Source organism: Nitratireductor aquibiodomus, assembly GCF_900105565.1.
In the GTDB taxonomy this organism is placed as follows: Bacteria; Pseudomonadota; Alphaproteobacteria; order Rhizobiales; family Rhizobiaceae; genus Nitratireductor; species Nitratireductor aquibiodomus.
This window is the reverse complement of record NZ_FNSL01000002.1, coordinates 232,971-254,643: the sequence shown is the minus strand read 5'-3', so window position 1 is coordinate 254,643 and position 21,673 is coordinate 232,971. Positions and strand designations below refer to the sequence as shown.

Annotated in this window: 22 protein-coding genes and 1 riboswitch; of the genes, 17 read left to right on the top strand and 5 right to left on the bottom strand. The window is 62.4% G+C overall.

Annotated elements, in window-relative coordinates:
* Nucleotides 1-100 precede the first annotated feature (100 nt).
* From BLW55_RS20365 to BLW55_RS20350, 4 genes are read right to left on the bottom strand one after another with little or no spacing between them, the layout of a single operon-like run.
* Entirely contained in the window at nt 101-1,363 is a 1,263-nt protein-coding gene (locus BLW55_RS20365) for a neutral/alkaline non-lysosomal ceramidase N-terminal domain-containing protein (protein WP_090330211.1), read from the bottom strand.
* On the bottom strand, nt 1,360-2,511 hold the full coding sequence (locus tag BLW55_RS20360; protein ID WP_090330210.1) for an N-acetylglucosamine-6-phosphate deacetylase: 1,152 nt from the start codon (nt 2,509-2,511) through the stop codon (nt 1,360-1,362). Before BLW55_RS20360 ends, BLW55_RS20365 begins: the two co-directional genes overlap by 4 nt.
* On the bottom strand, nt 2,508-3,278 hold the full coding sequence (locus tag BLW55_RS20355; RefSeq protein ID WP_090330209.1) for a sugar isomerase domain-containing protein: 771 nt from the start codon (nt 3,276-3,278) through the stop codon (nt 2,508-2,510). Before BLW55_RS20355 ends, BLW55_RS20360 begins: the two co-directional genes overlap by 4 nt.
* A complete protein-coding gene (locus BLW55_RS20350; RefSeq protein ID WP_040664725.1) occupies nt 3,271-3,969 on the bottom strand; it encodes a 6-phosphogluconolactonase in 699 nt (232 codons plus the stop codon). Before BLW55_RS20350 ends, BLW55_RS20355 begins: the two co-directional genes overlap by 8 nt.
* Nucleotides 3,970-4,227: 258 nt before the next feature.
* Between BLW55_RS20350 and BLW55_RS20345 the strand changes: the two genes are divergently transcribed.
* A complete protein-coding gene (locus BLW55_RS20345; protein ID WP_007007216.1) occupies nt 4,228-5,238 on the top strand; it encodes a LacI family DNA-binding transcriptional regulator in 1,011 nt (336 codons plus the stop codon).
* A gap of 205 nt (nt 5,239-5,443) precedes the next feature.
* Here BLW55_RS20345 and BLW55_RS20340 read toward each other — a convergent pair whose 3' ends face one another.
* Nucleotides 5,444-6,352: a LysR substrate-binding domain-containing protein gene (locus BLW55_RS20340; protein ID WP_007007217.1), complete on the bottom strand. Its 909-nt coding sequence runs from the start codon at nt 6,350-6,352 to the stop codon at nt 5,444-5,446.
* A gap of 137 nt (nt 6,353-6,489) precedes the next feature.
* Here BLW55_RS20340 and BLW55_RS20335 point away from each other — a divergent pair, with 137 nt between their 5' ends.
* From BLW55_RS20335 to thiD, 16 genes are all read left to right on the top strand, one after another.
* The gene (locus BLW55_RS20335) at nt 6,490-7,464 is read left to right on the top strand and encodes a Bug family tripartite tricarboxylate transporter substrate binding protein (protein WP_007007218.1); all 975 of its coding nucleotides are present in this window, start codon (nt 6,490-6,492) and stop codon (nt 7,462-7,464) included.
* A 26-nt stretch (nt 7,465-7,490) separates the two neighbouring features.
* Complete coding sequence (locus BLW55_RS20330) at nt 7,491-8,003, top strand: tripartite tricarboxylate transporter TctB family protein (RefSeq protein ID WP_007007219.1); 513 nt, start codon at nt 7,491-7,493, stop codon at nt 8,001-8,003.
* A gap of 27 nt (nt 8,004-8,030) precedes the next feature.
* Nucleotides 8,031-9,524, top strand: a complete 1,494-nt coding sequence (locus tag BLW55_RS20325; RefSeq protein ID WP_007007220.1) for a tripartite tricarboxylate transporter permease — start codon at nt 8,031-8,033, stop codon at nt 9,522-9,524.
* Nucleotides 9,517-10,707 carry an acetylornithine deacetylase gene (argE, locus tag BLW55_RS20320; RefSeq protein WP_090330208.1) on the top strand — a complete coding sequence of 397 codons (1,191 nt, stop codon included), beginning with the start codon at nt 9,517-9,519 and terminating at the stop codon, nt 10,705-10,707. The genes BLW55_RS20325 and argE overlap by 8 nt, the downstream gene beginning before the upstream one ends.
* 93 nt (nt 10,708-10,800) lie before the next feature.
* A complete protein-coding gene (locus tag BLW55_RS20315) occupies nt 10,801-11,718 on the top strand; it encodes a LysR family transcriptional regulator (RefSeq protein WP_162129836.1) in 918 nt (305 codons plus the stop codon).
* A 98-nt stretch (nt 11,719-11,816) separates the two neighbouring features.
* On the top strand, nt 11,817-12,821 hold the full coding sequence (locus tag BLW55_RS20310) for a TRAP transporter substrate-binding protein (protein ID WP_025030181.1): 1,005 nt from the start codon (nt 11,817-11,819) through the stop codon (nt 12,819-12,821).
* Between the two features lie 34 nt (nt 12,822-12,855).
* Nucleotides 12,856-13,359, top strand: coding sequence for a TRAP transporter small permease (locus BLW55_RS20305; protein ID WP_007007224.1), 504 nt, complete (start codon nt 12,856-12,858; stop codon nt 13,357-13,359).
* Nucleotides 13,360-13,374: 15 nt separating this feature from the next.
* Nucleotides 13,375-14,658 (top strand): TRAP transporter large permease, encoded by a 1,284-nt coding sequence (locus BLW55_RS20300; protein WP_007007225.1) that lies wholly within the window; start codon nt 13,375-13,377, stop codon nt 14,656-14,658.
* A gap of 37 nt (nt 14,659-14,695) precedes the next feature.
* Nucleotides 14,696-15,502: a carbon-nitrogen hydrolase family protein gene (locus tag BLW55_RS20295; protein WP_007007226.1), complete on the top strand. Its 807-nt coding sequence runs from the start codon at nt 14,696-14,698 to the stop codon at nt 15,500-15,502.
* 11 nt (nt 15,503-15,513) lie between these two features.
* Nucleotides 15,514-16,173 carry an RraA family protein gene (locus BLW55_RS20290; protein ID WP_007007227.1) on the top strand — a complete coding sequence of 220 codons (660 nt, stop codon included), beginning with the start codon at nt 15,514-15,516 and terminating at the stop codon, nt 16,171-16,173.
* A gap of 175 nt (nt 16,174-16,348) precedes the next feature.
* A riboswitch (TPP riboswitch) is annotated at nt 16,349-16,474 on the top strand.
* 112 nt (nt 16,475-16,586) lie between these two features.
* A complete protein-coding gene (gene thiC, locus BLW55_RS20285) occupies nt 16,587-18,401 on the top strand; it encodes a phosphomethylpyrimidine synthase ThiC (RefSeq protein WP_090330207.1) in 1,815 nt (604 codons plus the stop codon).
* Nucleotides 18,402-18,404: 3 nt separating this feature from the next.
* On the top strand, nt 18,405-19,373 hold the full coding sequence (gene thiO / locus BLW55_RS20280; protein WP_090330206.1) for a glycine oxidase ThiO: 969 nt from the start codon (nt 18,405-18,407) through the stop codon (nt 19,371-19,373).
* Nucleotides 19,357-19,554, top strand: a complete 198-nt coding sequence (gene thiS, locus BLW55_RS20275) for a sulfur carrier protein ThiS (RefSeq protein WP_090330205.1) — start codon at nt 19,357-19,359, stop codon at nt 19,552-19,554. Before thiO ends, thiS begins: the two co-directional genes overlap by 17 nt.
* Nucleotide 19,555: 1 nt before the next feature.
* On the top strand, nt 19,556-20,329 hold the full coding sequence (locus tag BLW55_RS20270) for a thiazole synthase (RefSeq protein ID WP_090330204.1): 774 nt from the start codon (nt 19,556-19,558) through the stop codon (nt 20,327-20,329).
* A complete protein-coding gene (locus tag BLW55_RS20265) occupies nt 20,326-20,931 on the top strand; it encodes a thiamine phosphate synthase (RefSeq protein WP_090330203.1) in 606 nt (201 codons plus the stop codon). Before BLW55_RS20270 ends, BLW55_RS20265 begins: the two co-directional genes overlap by 4 nt.
* Before the next feature lie 2 nt (nt 20,932-20,933).
* The gene (gene thiD, locus BLW55_RS20260) at nt 20,934-21,671 is read left to right on the top strand and encodes a bifunctional hydroxymethylpyrimidine kinase/phosphomethylpyrimidine kinase (RefSeq protein WP_244509190.1); all 738 of its coding nucleotides are present in this window, start codon (nt 20,934-20,936) and stop codon (nt 21,669-21,671) included.
* Nucleotides 21,672-21,673 lie beyond the last annotated feature (2 nt).

The following is a 21,673-nucleotide window of genomic DNA, read 5'->3' as shown; positions in this document are numbered from 1 at the left end:
CAATGAAAAACTGCCATGCAACCGGTTGCGCGTCAAGCCGACTTCCTTTTGCATCAGCATGGGCCGCCCGCATTTTGCGAAGGCGCCGCCTCGTCTCCCTCTAATCCCTGCCAGAGTGCGTTTTCTTCAAAAGCGTCACACTGGCCGCAGCGAGTGCTTCTGCGCAACCGGGTGCGAAACTTGCCGGCTGGCCGTAATAGCGGTGCGCTTCATCCACCTCATATCCGCCGAAAGAAAATTCCTCTGACGGCGGGATATAGCCGGGATTGTCTTCCGCGAACCCGGCGATGAAGGCCGGGCGCTCGCCGCATGCAGCCCGCAGGCTAAGCGCGGTCGCCGCAAAGATCTCTCCGGGCAGGCCAATTACGGGCAGACCACCCCAGTCGAGCACGGAAACCCGGCCCGACAGGGCGTCGGCTGGCTCAAGCGCAATGGTCTCCGCCCAGTGGGTCCAGGCGTCGAGCAGCGCTGCCTGCGCGGGTTCAGCCCCAGCGCGCTCAGCGCGCCACCGCGCTGCCAGTTCTGCCGGCGTCTCTGTCTCACGCCGCTCGAATGGCAGGGAAACCTGCGCTTCCAGTGCCGTCACATCCCCGCCAAGCGCCAGTTCAGGTGCATCCATTGCCGCCTTTGCGATTTTTCCGCCAATCCGTTCGGCCGCGGCAAAGCTGCGATCCGGGTTGGCGGCAAGGCTGATCGACGCATGGGCGCTGTGGCCCGTGTTCGCGTCGCCCACACATCCGGTCACGAACAGGGCGGTGGCTCCGGGATAAGAGGTTTCCAGCGCCCGGCGCACATAGTGCGGATAGTCGGCGGTCCACAGCCTGTTGTCTGCGCCCAGCACGACTGGATGGCAGGCATAGCCTGTCATCAAGGCGATCATGTCGCCGCTCTCGTCGCGCACGCGCAGTAGCGGCAGAGCGCGATCCACCGGGCCGTCCGGATGGCGGCGATTGCGGGCAATGTCGGGGTCGGATCCGAGCCCGACCGAGAGCGTTGCAGGCCTTTGCGCGGCAACAGCCTGATCGATGGCCTCGACACAGGCATCTTCCAGCCTTTGCAGATAGGCCTCGTCGGTCTCAATCGTCAGGCGTCCGGCCATGGAAACCGGGCCGCCATGATTGTGCAAAGCGCTGATGATGACATTCGCGTCAGGAAGGGCGCAGCGGCGGCGGATGCGCGCGCTCATGTCTCCGTGCAGGCCGATCACATCGGCAACCACCATCGCCGTATCGTTGACAGCCAGCGCACGCACTGTCAGCGGGTCATGTGCACCAGTGGCCGGCAGGGTGCGGGCGGCAAAGCCGGAAAGCGGCAAGCCCGCGGGCGGGGTGATGTCTACCGTGGCGACGCCTGCGCGGATCATGCGGAGTACACCTCCTCGCCGTGAACAAGCGTGGTTTTCAGTTCAAAGGCTCCGGTTTTCCCGTCAATCGAAAAACGGATCAGATCGGCCGGTGCATCCAGCTTCATCACGCCCCGCCCATCGACAAACGCGCCGGGATTGGCCGTGGCGAGCCTGAGCGCCTGCGCCAGCGAAAGCCCGGCCATGCGCATCGCGATGGGAATGTTTGCAATCAAAGGCAGGCCGGCTCCGGCCAGATAAGGTGTTCCGGCAATGCCCACGCGCCCGTCGGCGCGCACTTCGACATCGCCGCCAATCGGCTGGCGGTAGATGCCCGGCTCCATGCCGGCCAGCGCCACGCTGTCGGAAACCAAAAGGGTGCGTTCCAGCCCCTTGGCGCGCAGCATGGTCTTGAAGGTGTCGTCCGGCAGGTGATGGCCATCGGCGATGAGCGTGGCCGTCAGCCGGTCATCGGCGAGCTGCGCCCAGATCAGGTTCGGATGGCGCGGCATGAGCGCGGCTGCACCATTGCCCAGATGTGTCGAGAGCCGCGCACCGGCCTCGGCTGCCGCATGCACCTGCTCGGGTGTGGCAGAGGAATGCCCAATGGCGACATGAACACCCTGCGCCGTGATGGCGCGAATATAGGCCGGGGCCTCTTCATATTCGGGCGCAAGGGTCACGAGGCGGACAAGGTCGCCGCTCGCCTTTTGCCATGCATTGAATTCATCGAGGGAGGGCGGCCTCACATGCTCTGCGGGATGCGCGCCGCGCGGCCCGTCCTCGGGCGCGATGCTCGGGCCTTCCATGTGAACGCCGGGGATCATGCGCGCGCAGAGAGGATCTTCGCGCCGCGCCGTAGCGATGGCATCAAGCCCATCGAGCAGCCGCTCGCGCGATCCGGTCACAAGGGTTGGAAGATAGGTGGTCACGCCGAGCCCGGCCATGATGCGGGTGAGCTCGGAAACGCGCTTCGGCGTCAGCGCGCCGTCGTTCAGGTCGAGGCCCGCATAGCCGTTGACCTGAAGGTCGACAAGGCCGGGCGTGAGATAGGTTTCATCCTGCGAATCCGTCTCGGCAATTGCCGCGATCCGCCCGTCGCGCATCGTGATGGCGATGCCGCCTCCGGTAACGGGATCGCGCCCGGTTATGGTCTTCTCCGTGCTCACAGCGCGCGAACCCGGTCGCGGAAACGGGCCAGAAAGCGGGCGTTTGCCTCATCGCCGCCCGGTGCATTTCCGCTGCGCCAGACCGGCGGTTCGACGCCACGGTCGAGCAGTTTGGCAACGGTGCGGATCACGAGGCAGTTCAGTGCGAACGCATTGGCAAATGTGGAGATGGCGGAGATGTTTTCCGTCATGCCGGGCAGGCTGACCACCGCATCGCCGATCGGGACTTTCGTGTCGATGGCGATGTCGACCACATCATGCAGGTTCTTCTTTTCCGGGTGGCGCGCCGGGTGATCCGGGCTCGTGCTTTCGGCATGTTCACGCGAGCTCACGCCAATGAGAAAAGCCCCGCGAGACTTCGCCTCCAGTGCAGCGTCGATCAGGGCTGCGTTGATGCCGTAGGCGTTTGCGAGGATCAGCACGTCGCCTTCGCCAAGCCGGGCATCGGCAATGACAACGCGGCCATAACCCGGCGTGCGCTCGATTGCCATGGAGCGCAATGCCCCGTTGGAAAGCAGCGTGCCTTCATCGAGAATGGCGCTCATGTGCATCAGGCCGCCGGCCCGGAAAAACACCTCCTGGCTGGCGAGATTGGAGTGTCCGCCGGGGCCGAAAATGTGGATAAGCCGGTCTGCCTCGATCTGGGAGGCGAGGCGCTCGGCAGCCTTGTCCAGAGTGTCGCGCTCTTCGACAAGGATGCGCTGCATGAGCGCGTGGCTCGTTGCGAGATAGTCTGCGCAGATCGCGTCGGCGTTGATCTCAGGCATCGGGGTCGGCCTCTTTGTCCAGATAGAGTGTGCAGTTCTCATGCTCGCGCAGAATGCTTGCCGGGCAAGCCGTTGTCCGCTCTCCGTGCAGCGTTCCGCGCACGGCGTCGCGCTTGTGAGCGCCGGGCACGATGCAGAACATGCGGTCGGCGCGCAACAGCCTTGGAATGGTGAGCGTCAGCGCGGTGCGCGGCACCGCATCGAGGCTCTCAAAGCCGCCATCATCATATTGCTGCTGGCGGCAGACCGCGTCGAGCTCCACGAGTTTGACGTCCAGCGGATCGTCAAAGTCGGCGATGGGCGGATCGTTGAACGCGATATGGCCGTTGACGCCGATGCCGAGGCACACAAAGTCGATGGGCGCTTCGTTAAGCAGCGCCGCGTAGCGTTGCGCTTCTCTCTCCGGGTCTGCGCCGGGATCGATCCGGTGTGCGGCAGCCAGTGGAAGCGCATCGAAAATGTGCCGGTTCAGCCAGTGCGCGAAGCGCTGGGGCGCATCCGGCGCAAGGCCGATGAACTCATCCATGTGAAAGGCGGTCACGCGCGACCAGTCGATGTCGGGCATGGCGCGAAGCTGCTCGATCATCGAGGCCTGGCTCGGCGCGGAGGCGAAAATGACGCGCACATTCTCCTGGCCGGCCAGCCGTTCGCGCAGCGCTTTGGCGATGTCGGCGGCAGCGGCGGCTCCCATCGCATCGCGGTCTGCAAAGGTTTTTACGGTGAGCCTGTCGATCTTTCGGTCAACGAGCGGAGTTGGCTCGAGCGCGGCTTGGCTATGCTGCAAATCATGTCTCCGAAGATTGCGCCCGCTGATCGCAGGGGCCTTGCGGCAGAGTAGAACAAGAATGCGGGCACTATGCTGTGCAACCGGTTGCATGTCAACCGGTTGCCTGACGCCTCGCGGCGGTGCATCTTGTCGCCAGAAAAGCACAGGGTTCGAGGGCAGGCGGTGGCAGCGGAACGCAAAGGCGGCGTCACGATCAGTCAGGTGGCGAAGGAGGCCGGGGTGGCGCGCTCAAGCGTGTCCCGCGCCTACACGCGGCCCGATATGCTGAGCCCGGAGACGGTCGAGCGCATCAAGGCGGCCGCCGGCAGGCTCGGTTACGTGCCAAATCATACGGCCCGCGCGCTCAGCACCGGGCGTTATGGCAATCTGGCGCTGATCGTGCCGGATGTCGCAAATCCGTTTTTCCCGCCCATGATCCGCGCCGCCCAGGTTGAGGCGGATCGCTCCGATTTCTGCGTGTTTCTCGGAAATTCCGACGAAGATCCGGAAAAAGAGGACCAGCTTCTCGGTCGTTTTTCCGGGCAGGTCGAGGGCATTATTCTGGCATCGCCCCGGCTTTCCGACGAGCGCATTGCGGCTCATGCGCTTCTGCGCCCTCTGGTTTTGATCAACCGCGATGTGAAGGGCATCCCGAAAGTGCTGATCGACAGTGGCACCGGCATTGCCGAGGCAACGCAGCATCTGGCGGATTTCAGGCACCGCAACATTGTCTATGTCAGCGGCCCATCCACATCCTGGTCCAACAAGCAGCGCCGTGCTGCCGTGCGCCAGGCCTCAAAGAAGCTCGGCCTTGATCTGAGCTTCGTCTCGGCCAGCGTTCCAAGTTTCGAGGCCGGTTTGCAGGCGGTCGATGCCATCCTCGCAAAGGGTGCGACGGCGGCGATTGCCTTCGACGACGTGACGGCGCAGGGCATTCTGGCCGGCCTCGGCGAGCGCGGCGTCAGCGTGCCCGGTGAATTCTCGGTGGTGGGCTGCGACGATGCGCTGGGACCGTTGACCGTGCCAAGCCTCACAACCGTTTCCAGCCGCTCGATAGAAGCAGGAAAACTGGCTGTGTCTCTGCTGCTGGAGGTGCTGGGCTCGCAGGCGGTGCGCGATGCTTCCTATGTTCTGGAGACCCATCTGATCGTGCGCTCGACCACCGGTCCGGCGCCCGAGCGCGGGCAGGGCTGAGAAAAGATACCGCACGGGCTGGTGCCCACCGGGTTTCCCCATGGGGGAGGCTAGAAAAAGCTCTCGTGTTCTTCCCTGCAGATGGCCTTGCCCATTTGCCTTATGGCCAAGTGGGCTGTGAATGCGACGGCAACGTTTGCTGCAATGTTGCAATCACCCCATTCAACAATAGCTCGCATAATATGCATTATGGAACTTGCGACCTTCACGAAAGAACACCCTCTTCTCGCAATTCGCCGATTTCGGCTCTGATCGTTTCGATGAAGGCATTCTCGATGCGGCTCAGCGGCCGGTCTTCATGGTGGAAAATCGCCATTTCCCAGGGAATGGAAGGCTCCAGTGGCCGTTCAATCACATCATCGCCCGATGGCAGGAGAATGCTGAACGGGTCGACGATCGCAATGCCCACGCCGCGTCGCACGAGACCGTGCACCGCGCGCAACGTGCGCGCTTCGGCGGCAATGCGCCGCTGTGCGCCTGCCGTCTGCATCATGTAGTCGACACGCGTGCGCAGCGGGCTGCCGATGGCCAGCTCGACGAACACCTCGCGCCGCAGGTCTTCAAGGCGCACAACGTCGCGGCTCGCCAGCCGGTGTCCGCGCGGGATCAGGCAACGCGCCTCGCAGGCGCCGAGCGGTATCAGGCGTGCGCCATAGGGGCTCGCATCGAGCGTGATGCCGACGCCCAGATCGCAGCTTCCCTCGTTGAACATGCGCAGCAGTTCTTCCAGTCCCGTATCGACGATCTTCACCGCCACGTCGGGATGCGTCTCCTTGAAGCGCGCCACCACGTCGAGGAGAAACGTGTCCACATAGATCGGCTGGGCCGCCACCACGATGCGCCCCACCTGACGGTTGGCGATGGCGCGCGCCTCGCGTTCGAGCTCCTGAAACGTGGTCAGCGAGCGTGAGACATTGGCGTGAAAAAGGATCGCCTCATGTGTCGGCATCAGCTGGTTGCGTTTGCGGACGAAAAGCGGAAAGCCGATCGTTTCTTCCAGTTGTCCCAGAAGCCGGCTCACCATTGGCTGGCTGATCTTGAGCGCGGCCGCTGCCCGTGTCGCCGAGCCATGGCTCATGAACGCATCGAAAGCTTCGAGCTGCTTCAGGTTCATCTGCGTATCCTCAATAGTCAGTATTCATAAATGTAATACTAACAGGCATAATTTGCAGAGGAAAGCATACTGTGCAAAAACCTCAAGGCGCTCGAACCCTTCGGGCGAATGAATTCACTCTCCCTGGGAGGATTTGCATGAAATCTCTGATGAAAACCGTTCTGGCGGCAGCGGTTGTCGCCCTTGCTGCCGGCACTGCCCACGCCGATTATCCGGAAAAGGCCGTGACCATCGTCGCCCCTTATGGCGCTGGTGGTGCTTCCGATCTGGCAGCCCGGGCGCTGGCCGAAACGTCCCGCGAATATCTCGGCGATCAGCCGGTCGTGGTGGTGAACAAGCCAGGCAATGGCGGCATGAATGGTGCCCGCTTCGTTTCCGAAGGCACACCCGATGGCTACACGCTGCTGCTCGCCCGCGTCGGCATGGCGTTATATCCCGCCGTGCAGGAAAGCTCGCCGGTCGGCTGGGACGATTACACCTTCCTCGGCTCTCTGGAAGCCACGCCGATGATCCTCGCCGTGGCGGAAAACTCTCCCTATAAGACCGCTGAAGAGCTGGTCGAGGGCCTGAAGGCCAACCCCGGCGCCCTCACCTATGGCGCATCGGGCGCCACCGCCATTGACGGTTTCACCGTTCAGGCGCTGCTGGCCGACAACGAGCTCGACCCGCTGACGGCAGCAACCCTCGTCCCCTACAAGGGCGGCGGCGCGCTGGCGACTGCGCTTCTCGGTGGCCATGTGGACTTCCTCGCCATCGCGGCCGGTTCGCTGATGCCGCACATCGAGTCCGGCAAGATGCGCGCCCTCATGGTCTATGCACCGTCGCGCATGGACACGCTGCCCGACGTGCCAACCGCCGCCGAGCTTGGCTTTGAAAAGGCTGGCCAGATCACCGGCTGGAGCGCGCTCTACGGCCCGAAGGACCTGCCGGAAGAAATCGTGACCCGCTGGCAGGAAACGCTTGCAAAGGTTGCCGAGGACGAGAAGTGGCTGGAGCTCGCCGAGCGTCGTGGCTCCATCTCCACCGCTGGCAAGGAAGACATGGCGGCCTACGCCAAGTCACAGTACGAGCTTTTCAACGGGCTCGCCCGCGAGTTCGGCTACATTAAGTAAGCCGGCACAACAAAGGAGGACGCGGCATGTTGAACAAGGCCATGCTCCGGGGGCTGCTGATAGCCCTGTTCTTCGGCACGGTGCTTTTCGCATTGATTCCGGTTCATGTGCCGCGTCCTTCCTTCATTCCGGGCTTCGCGCCGCCGCCGGACATGTGGCCGCGCACTGTCTCGATCCTCGGGCTCGCCCTTGGCCTGCTGGCGATGGCGTTCGCGGCGCTTGGCGGCGGGAACGAAACGAGCGATGAGCCGGAGCGGGGACCGGCGTCGGCGGTTGAATGGCGCAATCGGCTCATCCGGCTCGCGCTGGCGCTCGCCGCATTCGCAGGTTTTGTCGTTCTTGTGCCGTTGCTGGGTTTTCTCGCGTCTTCCATGCTTCTGGCGCTTGCCAGTTTCCTGCTTGCCGGCGCATCCGGGCGGTGGGTTGCCGTTCTGGCTCTTGCCGTTTTTCTGCCGCTCGGCCTGCAGCTCTTCTTCGGCAATGTGACGCACACGCCCTTTCCGCCGGGAAGCTGGGGCATCTTCCCCATCCTCAACTGACCGACCGCCACCGGGACCGCTCAACACATGTGGAACGATCTTCTTTTCGCATTCGAATCCGTCGCCACGCTCGCCAATGTGCTGGCCATGGGCGCGGGCATTCTGGCCGGCGTCGTCATCGGCGCCATACCGGGCATGACCGGCACGATGGCGGTCACGCTCGCTCTGCCCTTCACCTTCTATCTGCCGCCCGTCACCAGCATTCTGCTGCTTGTCGCGCTCTACAAGGGCAGCACCTATGGCGCGTCGATTTCGGCGATCCTGATCAAGACGCCGGGCACGGCATCGGCTGCCTGCACGGTGCTCGATGGCTGGCCGCTCGCCCAGAAGGGCAAGGCCGGCAAGGCGCTCAACATGGCGCTCATCTCGTCCTGCATCGGCGACTTCCTGTCGAACATCTCGCTGATCTTCCTCGCGGCCCCGCTGGCGCTTCTGGCGCTGCGCGTCGGTCCGCCGGAATATTTCATGCTGATGGCCTTCGCGCTCACCATGGTCGCCTCCATTTCCGGCGGTTCGCTCCTGCTCGGCGTGGTGTCGGCCTGTTTCGGCCTGCTGCTCGCCACGGTCGGTGAGGATATGTACGGCTCGTTCCGCTTCGCCATGACGGAAGACATGAAGAGCGGCCTTTCGGTTGCGCCGGTCCTGATCGGCCTGTTCGCCCTGCCAGAGCTTCTGCGCCTCATCATGTTTCGCGATGAAAACCATGGTCAGGCCATGAAACTCGGCGACAACCGCCTGACACTGGCGGAGTTCCGCGGCTCGCTGAAATCCATCATTCGCGGCAGCTTCATCGGTGTGGTTCTGGGCGCCATTCCCGGCATTGGCCCGTCAGCCGCCGCCTTCTTCTCCTATGGTGAGGCGCGGCGTTCCTCGCCCAACAGCGAGAATTTCGGCAAGGGCGAGCTGGAAGGCATCGCCGCGTCCGAATCCGCCAACAATGGCTGCTGCGGCGCGACCATGATCCCGCTTCTGGCGCTCGGCGTTCCCGGCGACGTTATCACCGGCGTCATGCTTGGCGCGTTCATGATTCAGGGGCTCACCCCCGGCCCGCTTCTCTTCCAGAACAATCTGAACGAGGTCTACATGCTGTTCATCGGCATGATGTTCTCTTCGGTTCTCCTGTTCGGCGCCGGCAAGCTCACAGTGCGCTTCTTCTCGCACATCTCCTCCATTCCGCAGGTGCTTTTGACGCCGGTCGTTCTGATGCTGTGCATCTACGGCATCTATTCGATTTCCAGCAGCATGTTCGATGTCACCGTCCTGCTCGTCATGGGCGTGGTAGGCTTCATCATGCTGCTCCTGAACATCCCCCCGGCACCGTTCCTCATCGCCTTCATTCTGGGGCCGATGTTCGAGGACAATCTGCGCCGCGCGCTGGCCATTTCGCGCGGCGATCCGTCCGTCTTTTTCCAGTCCGCCATTTCCTGGATTTTCGCAGGCCTCATCGTGTTCTTCGTCGGCCTGACGATCCGCCGGGAGTGGCAAAAATTCAGAGAGAATCGTGCAGCAAAGAATGCCTGAGGCCGAAAAGTCCACCATGTCACTGCTTGAGAATGCCAAGAGCCACCTGAAGGATCTGGTCGCCTTCGATACGACGAGCCGCTACACCAACCGGCCGCTCATCGACCACATGGCGGCGTTCCTGCGGGGATACGGCATCGAGCCGGTCATTCTGCTGGACGAGACGGGCGAGAAGGCAAACCTGATCGCCCGCATCGGCCCGGCCGACGTCCCCGGTGTCGTTCTGTCAGGTCACACCGATGTGGTCCCGGCGCTGGAAAAGGGCTGGACCTCCGGCCCCTTCGACCTGACCGAGCGCGACGGAAAGCTCTACGGCCGCGGAAGCTGCGACATGAAGGGCTTTGCCGCCTGTGTCATGGCGATGGTGCCGCAGCTTGTCGCCGCGAAGCTGGAGCGCCCTGTCTGGCTCTGCTTCTCGCATGATGAGGAAGTGGGCTGTCTTGGCGCGCCGGCCATCGCCGAATGGCTGGCGAAACGCGAGGTGCCGCCCATGCTCGCGATCATCGGCGAGCCGACCGACATGAAGCTGGTGACCGGCCAGAAAGGCAAGATCGCCATGCGCTGCCATGTCCATGGCACGTCGGGCCATTCCTCCTTCGCGCCGGATCATGTCAATGCGATCGACAATGCCGCCCGCATCATTGCGATGATCGCCGAGCGTGCCGGGGAGATTGCTGAAAACGGCCCCTTCGACCACGATTTCACCGTGCCGCATTCCACGATGCTGGCCACCATGATTTCCGGCGGTGTCGCCACCAATGTGACGCCGGATCTTTGCAGTTTCACCTTTGAAATCCGTAGCTTACCCAGTCACGATGCACGGGCCGAGCTGGAATTTCTGAAAACGCGTGCAAATTCGGAAGTTCTGCCCAGAATGCAGGAAAAATGCGCCGAAACCGGCATCGAATGGGAAGAAATCTTCGCCTATCCCGCGATGGGCGACAACACCTCGAGCGAGGGCTTCGCTTTCTTCCGCGACATCATGCCGGAATGGTCGGGAAAGGTCTCTTACGGTTCGGAGGGAGGCGTGTTCGAGACCATTGGCGGCATCCCTTCCGTGATCGTCGGTCCGGGCTCCATCCGGCAGGCGCACAAGCCGGATGAATTCGTCGAGGTCGAACAGCTTTCTCTCTGTCTTGCGTTTCTGGAAAAGCTGGCAGCGAAGATTTCCGAACCGGCGTGAACTTCGGCGCTATGGCGCGGGAGCAAAGCATCAACTAGCATGCGGCCTGCTGCCCGAGAGGGTGGTGGGCCGTTGTTTTTTGAGGTGCCTTCCGTGCAGTTGCGATTTCTGGAAACCTTCATTCACTTGGCGAAAGTGCGGAATTTTCGCAAGGTGGCCGATCTTCTGCACACCACCCAGCCGGTCATTTCCTCGCGCATCAACGCACTTGAAAATGAGCTGGGCACCAGGCTTTTCGAACGCTCGAAACGCGGGGTGCAGTTGACCAGCGAAGGCCGGGTCCTTCTTCCGCATGCGGAGATGGTGGTCGAACTCACCAATGAAATGAAATGGCTGGTCAACAAGAACAGAAAGATGACCGGTTCGCTGCGCGTTGGTGTGACCGACACGATCCTGCGCTCCTGGTTCGTCCAGCTCATGGAATGCTTTCGGGAAAAATATCCCGGCGTGAACATCGAGATGCTGTCCTCGACCTCTGCCGATGTCATCCAGTCGTTGCGGGATCATGCGGTGGATGTGGGACTGGCGATGCGGGATGGAAACGATCCCAAGCTCGATTTCGTGCCGTTGGGCTCCTTTCCGGTGGCCTGGGTGGCGAGCCCCACCGCTTTCCCCATCCGCAGGGCGGCGGTGGGTACGCTGCTCGACCTGCCGATTCTCAGCTTTCCCAAGAACTCGATCCCCTACAAGACACTGGAGCGCTATCTGAAAATGCACTCCAAGGTGCGGGTCAACGTGCACTCGTCCAACTCCATTGCAACCATTGTGCAGATGGCCGAGGAAGGGCTTGGCATCGCGCCCATGCCGCGTGCGGTGGTGATGAAAGAACTCGCGAGCGGCACCCTGCATGAAATTACCGTGGATGTGGAATTTCCACCGCTGGAGTTCTTCGCGATCACTGAGGCCTCACCCCGCAAGACGCTCAGGGACGAGTTCGTGGAAATGGCCCGGCAGCAGGCGATTGCCTATTCCAGCCGATTCCCGGATGACTATCTGATCAATCCTGATTGAAAAAAATTATCACCGGAAGCCATATTTTTCATTTGGACTTTTTAAGACGGCTCTCCGATCCTGTTCCCATAACCAGACAAAAATGATGGGGAAGGATAATGAACCGTATTCTACGCAATGTTCTGGCTGCAGGTGTGATGACGGCGATCGGCGCCGCCGCCACGGTCTCTGCGCAGGCCGAGACCTGGCGCATGGCTCACAAGATGCCGCCGGACAGCATTGAGGGTGAGCTTTTCCAGTTCTTCGCCGACAAAGTGGTTGAAAAGACCGGTGGTGAGGTTGAGATCAAGGTGTTTCCGAACGAGCAGCTCGGTTCCGATGACACCGTTCTTGAGCAGCTCCAGATCGGCACCGTGAACGTCTATCCCGAGGGCACCAGCTATCTTCAGAAATGGGTTCCGGACATCAAGTTCACCTCGGCTCCGTTCCTGTTCGACGACCGCGAGCACTGGGTCCGCTTCATGCAGTCCGATCTGGTGAAGGGCTGGTTCAAGCAGATCGAAGACGAAGCCGGTATTGCGCTGATCGGTTCACCGACCGCCTTCCTGCGCGGCCCGTACCGGGTGATGGTCACCGACAAACCGTGGACAAATCTGCAAGAAATGCAGGGCACGCGCCTGCGCATGCATCCTGACGAGCTGGCCGCGGCCGCCTGGCGTCATCTTGGTGCAGAGGTTCGCACACTTGCCTGGACGGAAGTCTACGAATCCATCAGCCGCGGTATCGTCGATGCGGTGAACAGCCCTATTGCACTCGTCGAACCGATGAAGTTCTACGAGGTGGCGCCTCACGTCATCCGTCATGACGAATATCCGCAGGGCATGGCCTTCATGACCAACGCGAAGCGCTGGAACGCTCTTTCCGACGAACGTCGTGCGCAGATCCTGGACGCTTTCGCCGAGATGGCGGTGGAATCGGAAAAGCGTATGAACGCGGCGGCCGACAAGGATCTTGAGGCCATGAAAGCCAAGGATGTCGCCTATTCCGAGCCTGACACGTCTGACTTCGTCGAGCGCATGGGAAGCTTCTATCAGGAGATGGAGGAAAAAGGCGAGCTCCCCGAAGGGTTCCTCGATGCGGTTCGCTCCTCGCGCACCGAATAGGTTTCCTTTGAACTCACATTGATGGGGAGGTTCCATGCCCGTCCTGGATCGAATCCTGGCCGTTATAGACCGGCTGTTTCTTGTGGGAGCGAATGCGGCCTTGTTCGCCATGCTCCTTGTGACCGCACTCAACGTTGCGTCACGTGCGTTTCTCGGCCAGGGGGTGGTCTGGGCCTTCCCCATCAGCATCGTCTGCTTCGTGTGGATGAGTTTTCTGGGCTTTTTCGTCGTCTACCGGCAGAACAAGGACATCACCGTCGACTTTCTGCTGAACGCGACCCCGCCCCCGGTGCGTCGCGCCGGGCGGATGCTGGTGGACATCGCCGTCATCGCGCTTTTGCTCATCATCCTGCGTGAGGCACCAGAACTGATCCAGCGTCAGGTGGGCAATATCGAGATGGTCGGCATCCAGCGCTATTGGCTGAGTGTCCCCTTCTTCGTCTCCTGCGGGCTCATCGCCCTGCATTTCTTCAGCGACTTCGTCCATGCCCTTAGAGGGCATCCGGAGCCTGAACATCATCATGTCGGCGACATCTAGGACCCGGGTAGAACCATGACCTTGCTTCTTTTCGCGGGCTTCGTCGCCCTCATCCTTCTGCGTGTGCCGATCACCATGGCGATCGGCCTGGCGGTGCTCTCCGCGCTCATCTATGCGGGCTTTTCCGACACGCTCTACATCATCCCGCTTCAGGTTCTCGACGGGGTCGACAACCCGTCCCTGCTTGCCATCCCCTTCTTCATCATGGCCGGCAATCTGATGAACGGCGTCGGCATGACCGACCGCATCTTCAACTTCGCCTCCGCGCTTGTCGGTCATATGCGGGCGGGCCTCGCACAGGTGAACGTTGTCTCGTCGCTGCTCTTTGCCGGTGTCTCCGGCGCGGCGGTGGCCGATTGTGCCGGCCTTGGCACGATCGAGATCAAGGCGATGCGCGAGCGCGGCTATCCAGCGCCCTTCGCGGCTGCTCTGACGGCGGCAAGCGCGGTGGTCGGGCCAATCATCCCACCCTCGATCAGCCTTGTCGTCTATGCGTTTCTGTCCAACACCTCGGTGGCGCGGCTTTTCCTCGCTGGCATCATTCCCGGCCTCATCGTCGGCATGTCGCTGATGGCATTCAACTACCTCGTCGCACTGAAGCAGGACTTTCCGCGCGAGGAACGCAAGAGCCTGCCGCAGATCGGCCGTTCCGCCATCGACGGTATCGCCGCGCTGGTTGCACCGGGCATCATCCTCGTAGCCATCCTCACCGGTTTCACCACGGCCACGGAAGCCGGCGTTCTGGCCTGCGTCTACACCATCGCGCTCGGCTTCGTTTACCGCACCTTCTCCTTCCGCATGCTCTGGCAGGCGCTGACGGAGACGATGACCATCACCAGCGTCATCATGATCATCATCGGCTTCTCGCATGTGATGGGCTGGCTTCTGGCCATCGAGCAGATCCCGCAGCAACTGGCGGACCAGATTCTTCTGTTCACCGAATCGCGCACGGTCTTCCTGCTCCTCCTGCTCGGCTTCCTGCTTCTGGTGGGCTGTTTCGTGGAAGGTGTGCCGGCAAAGCTGATCCTCGTGCCAATGCTTCTGCCGATCATCGACCAGTTCGGCATCGACCGCATTCACTTCGGCCTGATCATCACCCTGGCGCTTCTGATTGGCATTGCCACACCGCCCATGGGCATCGCGCTCTACATCGTCGCTGAGGTGGGCAAGGTGCCGTTCGAAAAGGTGGCGGTGGCGATCCTGCCCTTTCTCATACCACTGATCGTTGCCCTGCTCATGATCACCTTCGTGCCCGAGCTGGTGCTCTTCCTTCCCAATCTCGTTCTGGGGCCGGCCTGACGGCCGCCCCAATCAAACTCCAAAGCAAGGGATACTTATGAAAATCTCCGTCATTCAAATGAACTCGCAGGACGACAAGGCAAAGAACATTGCTGATGCGGAAGCGTTCGTCCGAAAGGCCGTTGCCGAGGACAAGTCCGATCTCGTCGTTCTTCCCGAGACTTTCACCTATATGGGCGGCACCGTGGAAAGCCGTCGCGCCAATGCGGAAACCTTTCCGGACGGCGAAGCCTATCGCGCCATGTCGGCTTTGGCCGCCGAACTGAAAGTGAACATTCACGCCGGCTCCATGGCCGAGGCTGCGGGCGAGAAGTGCTACAACACGACCATCGTGTTCGACCGGCAGGGCAAGGAGATTGCCCGCTATCGCAAGATCCATCTCTTCGACGTGAAGGTTCCGGGCGGCCAGAGCTATCTGGAATCCGACACGATGAAGCGCGGCGAGGACGTGGTCGTCTACGAGCTGGAAGGCGTGAAAATCGGTTGCGCCATCTGCTACGATCTGCGCTTCCCGGAGCTCTTCCGCAAACTGCGTGACAAGGGTGCCGAGGTGATCGTCCTGCCCGCCGCTTTCACGCTGCAGACCGGCAAGGACCATTGGGAACAGCTTCTGTGCGCCCGCGCCATCGAGACCCAGTCCTATGTAGCCGCATCGGCACAGATCTTCGGGCATGACGAAGGCAAAAAGCTGTGCTTCGGCCACTCTCTGATCATCGATCCATGGGGCGTGACCATTGCCAACTGCTCGGATCGCGTCGGCCATGCAAGCGCAACGATCGACACGGATTACGCAGCAAAAATCCGCAGCTCCATGCCGGTCGCAGATCATCACGTCGTCGCATAAGGAATACGCATATGTACCAGGTCAATTCGATGCCGGAGCAGCTGGCACAGGCCAAGATCGACAAGCTGATGCAGGTGGAGACCGCCACGGTCGGCCACTTTCTGCACGCAAACTTCCTCGACACGGGCATCCGCTCCATGCTGCCCAGGGTGCGGGCTGCTGGAACGGCGGTGACCCTGCGCCTGCCCCATGCCGACAGCACGCTCCTGCATTACGCGATGGACCATATCCGGCCCGGCGATTTCGTGATCATCGATCGTGCCGGCGACACACGCCACGCCTGTTGGGGCGGTGTCATCACCCACACGGCGGCCCGCAAGAAGGCCGCCGGTGCGGTGGTGGACGGGCCGGCGACAGACGTTGCCGATTTCGAGCGTCACGGTTTCCCCATGTGGTGCCGGGGCCCCTCGCCCATCACCACCAAGCTGCTGGGCGTTTCGGGCGAAATGAACATCCCCGTCAGCGTTGGCGGCGTGGTGGTCAATCCGGGCGATGCGGTGCTGGCCGATGAAAACGGCGTGCTGATCCTGTCTCCCGACGAAGTGGACATGGTGGCAGACCGCGCCATCCAGATGCAGGCGCGTGAAGTCGAGCTTCTGAAGCGCATCGACGCCGGCGAAAGCCTGCCGACCATTTCCGGCGCGAAAGCGCGCGTTGAGGCAAGCGCATAGGATCTCGACAACAGTATTGCGGTTGCGACCATCCTCCTTCTCCCCGCTTGCTGGGAGAAGGGGGTTTCGAGGGTGGAGGGTTGCGGTTTCAACCCTCCAAGCCGGACTTTCCCACACGTGTCCCCCGGCATCTGACATGGGTGCTTGACAAGAGTGCCCCTCTTCACTCACCTTGCGGCCTCACCTGGGGGGTCCCGCCAAGGGGCTGAGATTCTGCTGGGCATGGTTTTCCATGCAGCGCAGTGACCCGATGAACCTGATCCAGTTCATACTGGCGTAGGGATGGTGCATGCCTGGCGGGTCGCTGGCTCCTTCGAGCCGAAATCCATATCCATAGCGGATCGTCAGCGCTCTTCCTCCTCTCGGCACGAACTGGGTCTCCATTGCTGAACACGCAGAGGAGGCTCTGACCCATGGATGCTATCGCTCCGAAAGTGACAACCGGCCCGTTGCCGGCATCGCGCAAGATCTACAAATCCGGCACACTTCATCCCGATATTCGCGTGCCCATGCGCGAAATCGCCGTGCACCCGAGCGCCGGCGAGCCGCCGGTGACCGTCTACGATTCCTCCGGTCCCTATTCCGATCCGGATGCGCTGATCGAGATCGACAAGGGCCTGTCGCGCATCCGCGAGGCCTGGGTGAAGGCGCGCGGCGATGTGGAGGCCTATGAAGGCCGCCATGTGAAGCCGGAGGACAATGGCTTTGTTTCCGGTGACCGGCTGACGCCTGAGTTCCCGACGCGCCACCAGCCGCTGCGGGCCAGGGACGGCAAGGCAGTCACGCAGCTTGCCTATGCGCGGGCCGGCATCATCACGCCGGAAATGGAGTATATCGCCATCCGCGAAAACCTTGGCCGCGAGCAGGCGAAGGCCGCGCTGGTGCGCGATGGCGAGAGCTTTGGTGCCGCGATCCCCGATTTCGTGACGCCGGAATTCGTGCGCGACGAAGTGGCGAAGGGCCGGGCGATCATCCCCGCCAACATCAACCACCCGGAAGCCGAGCCGATGATCATCGGCCGCAATTTCCTTGTGAAGATCAACGCCAATATCGGCAATTCGGCGGTCACCTCCTCCATGGCCGAGGAGGTGGACAAGATGGTGTGGGCGACGCGCTGGGGCGGCGACACGGTGATGGACCTTTCCACCGGCCGCAACATCCACAACATCCGCGAATGGATCATCCGCAACTCGCCCGTGCCCATCGGCACCGTGCCGATCTATCAGGCGCTGGAGAAGGTGAACGGTATTGCCGAGGATCTGAACTGGGAGGTGTTCCGCGATACGCTGATCGAGCAGGCCGAGCAGGGCGTCGACTATTTCACCATCCATGCGGGCGTGCGGCTGCACTATATCCCGCTGACGGTCGACCGGGTGACGGGCATCGTCTCGCGCGGCGGCTCGATCATGGCCAAGTGGTGCCTGCATCACCACAGGGAGAGCTTCCTCTACGAGCATTTTGAGGAAATCTGCGACATCTGCCGCGCCTATGATGTGTCCTTCTCGCTGGGCGATGGCCTGCGTCCGGGCTCCATTGCCGATGCCAATGACGCCGCGCAATTTGCCGAGCTGGAGACGCTGGGCGAGCTCACGCAGATCGCCTGGAAGAAGGATTGCCAGGTGATGATCGAGGGCCCCGGCCATGTGCCGATGCACAAGATCAAGGAGAATATGGACAAACAGCTCGATGTTTGCGGCGAGGCACCCTTCTACACGCTCGGGCCGCTCACGACCGACATTGCGCCGGGCTATGACCACATTACGAGCGGCATTGGCGCGGCAATGATCGGCTGGTTCGGCACGGCCATGCTCTGCTACGTCACGCCGAAGGAGCATCTGGGCCTGCCCGACCGCGACGATGTGAAGACCGGCGTCATCACCTACAAGATCGCGGCCCATGCGGCGGATCTGGCCAAGGGGCATCCGGCAGCGAAGATCCGCGACGATGCGCTTTCGCGGGCGCGTTTCGAGTTTCGCTGGGAGGACCAGTTCAACCTCTCGCTTGATCCCGAGACAGCGCGCAACTTCCACGACGAGACGTTGCCCAAGGAAGCGCACAAGGTGGCGCATTTCTGCTCCATGTGCGGGCCGAAATTCTGCTCCATGCGCATTTCCCACGACATCCGCGCCGAGGCGCAGAAAGAGGGCATGGCCAAGATGGCGGAGAAGTTCCGCGAGGGCGGCGATCTCTACATGCCGCTGGAAAAGGTGGTCGAGCCCGGGGAGTGATCCATGCATGTCCTTGTTCGTGGGGCGGGCGTCGCCGGCCTCACGCTGGCGCATGAGCTGGTGCGGGCGGGTGTGCGAGTGACGGTGTGCGACACCCGCTCCGGCCCGGCGGGCAGCGCCTCGTGGCTGGCCGGCGGGATGCTGGCACCGTGGTGTGAGCGCGAGAGCGCGGAGGAGCCGGTGCTCACGCTCGGAAAGAGCGCGGCAGACTGGTGGGAGGCCACCCTTCCCGGCCATCTGCTGCGCAATGGAACGCTCGTTGTCGCGCCGGCGCGGGACCGGGCGGAGCTCGACCGCTTCGCCGCGCGCACTGCCGGAAATGAATGGCTGGAGGGCGAAGCGGTGACCGCGCTGGAGCCTGATCTTGCGGGCCGGTTTCGCCGCGGGCTTTTCTTTCCCGGCGAGGCCCATCTTGACCCACGGCGGGCGCTGACGGCGCTTGCCGAGGGGTTGAGGAAGGCCGGTGTTCGTTTCGTCTGCGAAATGGAGGTCGAGGCGGACAGGATTGCCGATTGCACCGGCATGGCGGCGGCGGATCCGGAGCTGCGCGGGGTGCGGGGTGAGATGCTTATTCTCAGGACGCAGGAGATCAACCTGTCACGCCCGGTGCGGCTGCTTCATCCGCGCATACCGGTCTATATCGTGCCGCGTGCGGATCACCATTTCATGGTGGGCGCGACGATGATCGAGAGCGATGACGATGGGCCGATCAGCGCCCGCTCGATGATGGAATTGCTCAACGCGGCCTACAGCCTGCATCCGGCCTTTGCCGAGGCGAAGATCGTGGAGACGGGTGCCGGCGTGCGGCCCGCCTATCCCGACAATCTGCCGCGTGTGAAGCGCACGCCGGAGGGCATCAGCGTGAACGGGTTCTACCGCCATGGTTTCCTGCTCTCGCCGGCCATGGCGCGTGAGGCGGCCACCCTCATTCTGAACGAATGCGTGGAGGTGTTCGATGAAGCTCACGGTTAATGGCGAAGAGCGGCAGGTGACAGCAGCAACGCTGGCTGCCCTGCTCGATGAACTGGACTATGCGCCCGATTTTCTCGCCACCGCGCGCAACGGCGAGATCGTTCCGGCAGCGGAACGAAGCCGGTGCGCGCTCAAAGACGGGGACCGGATCGAGATCCTTTCGCCCATGCAGGGAGGCTGACATGCTGGAGCTTTATGGCGAAACCCTGTCCTCGCGGCTTCTGCTTGGCACCGCGCAATACCCCTCCCCCGCCATCATGGCGGATGCGGTGCGGGCAAGCGGCTGCGAGGTCGTGACCGTGTCACTGCGCCGCGAGATGGCGGGCAACCGCACGGGCGGCCGGTTCTGGGAGCTGATCCGCGAGCTCGGCGTGCGTGTTCTGCCCAACACGGCAGGCTGCCATTCGGTGAAAGAGGCGGTGACCACAGCGCGGATGGCGCGAGAGCTTTTCGGCACGGAATGGATCAAGCTCGAGGTGATTGGAAATCACGACACGCTCCAGCCGGATGTGTTCGGCCTTGTCGAGGCCGCGCGCATCCTGAGCGATGATGGTTTCAGGGTGTTTCCCTACACGACCGACGATCTGGTGGTTGGGGAAAGGCTGCTAGAGGCGGGATGCGGGGTGCTTATGCCCTGGTGCGCGCCCATCGGCTCGGCGCGGGGGCCGATCAATGTGGATGGGCTTCGGGCCATGCGTGGAGCCTTTCACGATATCCCGTTGATCGTGGATGCGGGGCTCGGACGCCCATCGCATGCGGCCATGGTGATGGAGCTCGGGTTTGACGCCGTTCTATTAAACACGGCCGTGGCGAAAGCGGGTGACCCTGTGGCGATGGCAGAGGCCTTTGGCGGAGCTGTGGAAGCGGGGCGAAAGGCCTTTCTGGCCGGGCCGCTGGAGCCGCGCGACATGGCCGTCCCCTCAACGCCGGTGATCGGCAAGGCGGTGTTTGAATGAAACTCGACCCCTTTTACCTGATCGTCGACAGTGCGGCGTGGATCGCCCGGCTCGTTCCCCTTGGCGTGAAGCTCGTGCAGTTGCGCATCAAGGAGATGGATGTAGCGGGGCTTCGCGAAGAAATCATCGAGGCAAAGCACATCTGTGCCGAACACGATTGCCAGCTTATCGTGAATGATCACTGGCGGCTGGCCATCGAGACGGACTGCGATTTCATCCATCTGGGGCAGGAAGATCTGGCTGAGGCCGATCTCGATGCGATCCGCGCGGCGGGGCTGAAGCTCGGCATCAGCACCCATGACGGGGCGGAACTGCGCACGGCCCTCGCCGCGAAGCCGGACTATGTCGCGCTCGGGCCGGTCTATCCGACCATTCTGAAGAAGATGAAATGGAACCCGCAGGGGCTCGAGCGGCTGGCCGACTGGCGAAAGCGTGTGGGCAGTGTACCGCTTGTGGCGATCGGCGGCCTGAACCCGGAGCGGCTTCCCGGCGTGTTTGCGGCAGGGGCGGATAGCGCTGCCGTGGTGACCGACATCACGCTCAATGCCGATCCGGAAACACGCACACGCGAATGGCTGGCGGCCACCGCGCAATGGCGGTGAGCATGGCGCATGTGCTTGTGATTGCCGGTTCGGACTCCTCGGGCGGGGCGGGGGTTGCACGGGATGTCGAGACGCTTGCTGCCTTTGGCGTGAAAGCCTGCCTCGCGATCACAGCGGTGACGGTGCAAACGCATGACACGGTACAGAGTGTCGACCTATGTGCTCCAGATCTGGTGGAAGCACAAATCCGTGCGGCTTTTTCGGCAAACTCTGTCGCAGCCATCAAGATCGGTATGCTTGGGAGCTGCGAAACCGTGAAGCGTGTTGCGGCCGTCTTGCGTGAGCAGGCCCCTCTCCCGGTGGTTCTCGATCCCGTTCTTGCATCATCGTCCGGGCGGGCGCTGCTTGCCGAAGATGCCATTGAAACCATGCACGAAAGCCTGATGCCGCTTTGCAGCCTCGTTACGCCCAACCTGCCCGAACTGGCTATTCTGACGGGAGAGGAAGAGACGGCGAGCGCGGCGGATCTGCATGCACAGGCAGGCCATTTACTCGGAGGCGGGGTGCAGGCTCTCCTCGTGAAAGGCGGGCACGCTGAAGGCGCGCGCGCCGTGGACACGCTGTTTCAGACGGGGGAACCGCCGCTGCGGTTCGAGGGCCCGCGTCTTCCTGGCACGATGCGTGGCACTGGCTGCATGCTGGCAAGCGCCATCGCCGCCGGCCTTGCCCGGGGCGACGGGTTGCAGGCCAGCGTGCGCGCGGCAAAAACCCACTTGTCCGAACGCTGGCTTGCCAACTGACT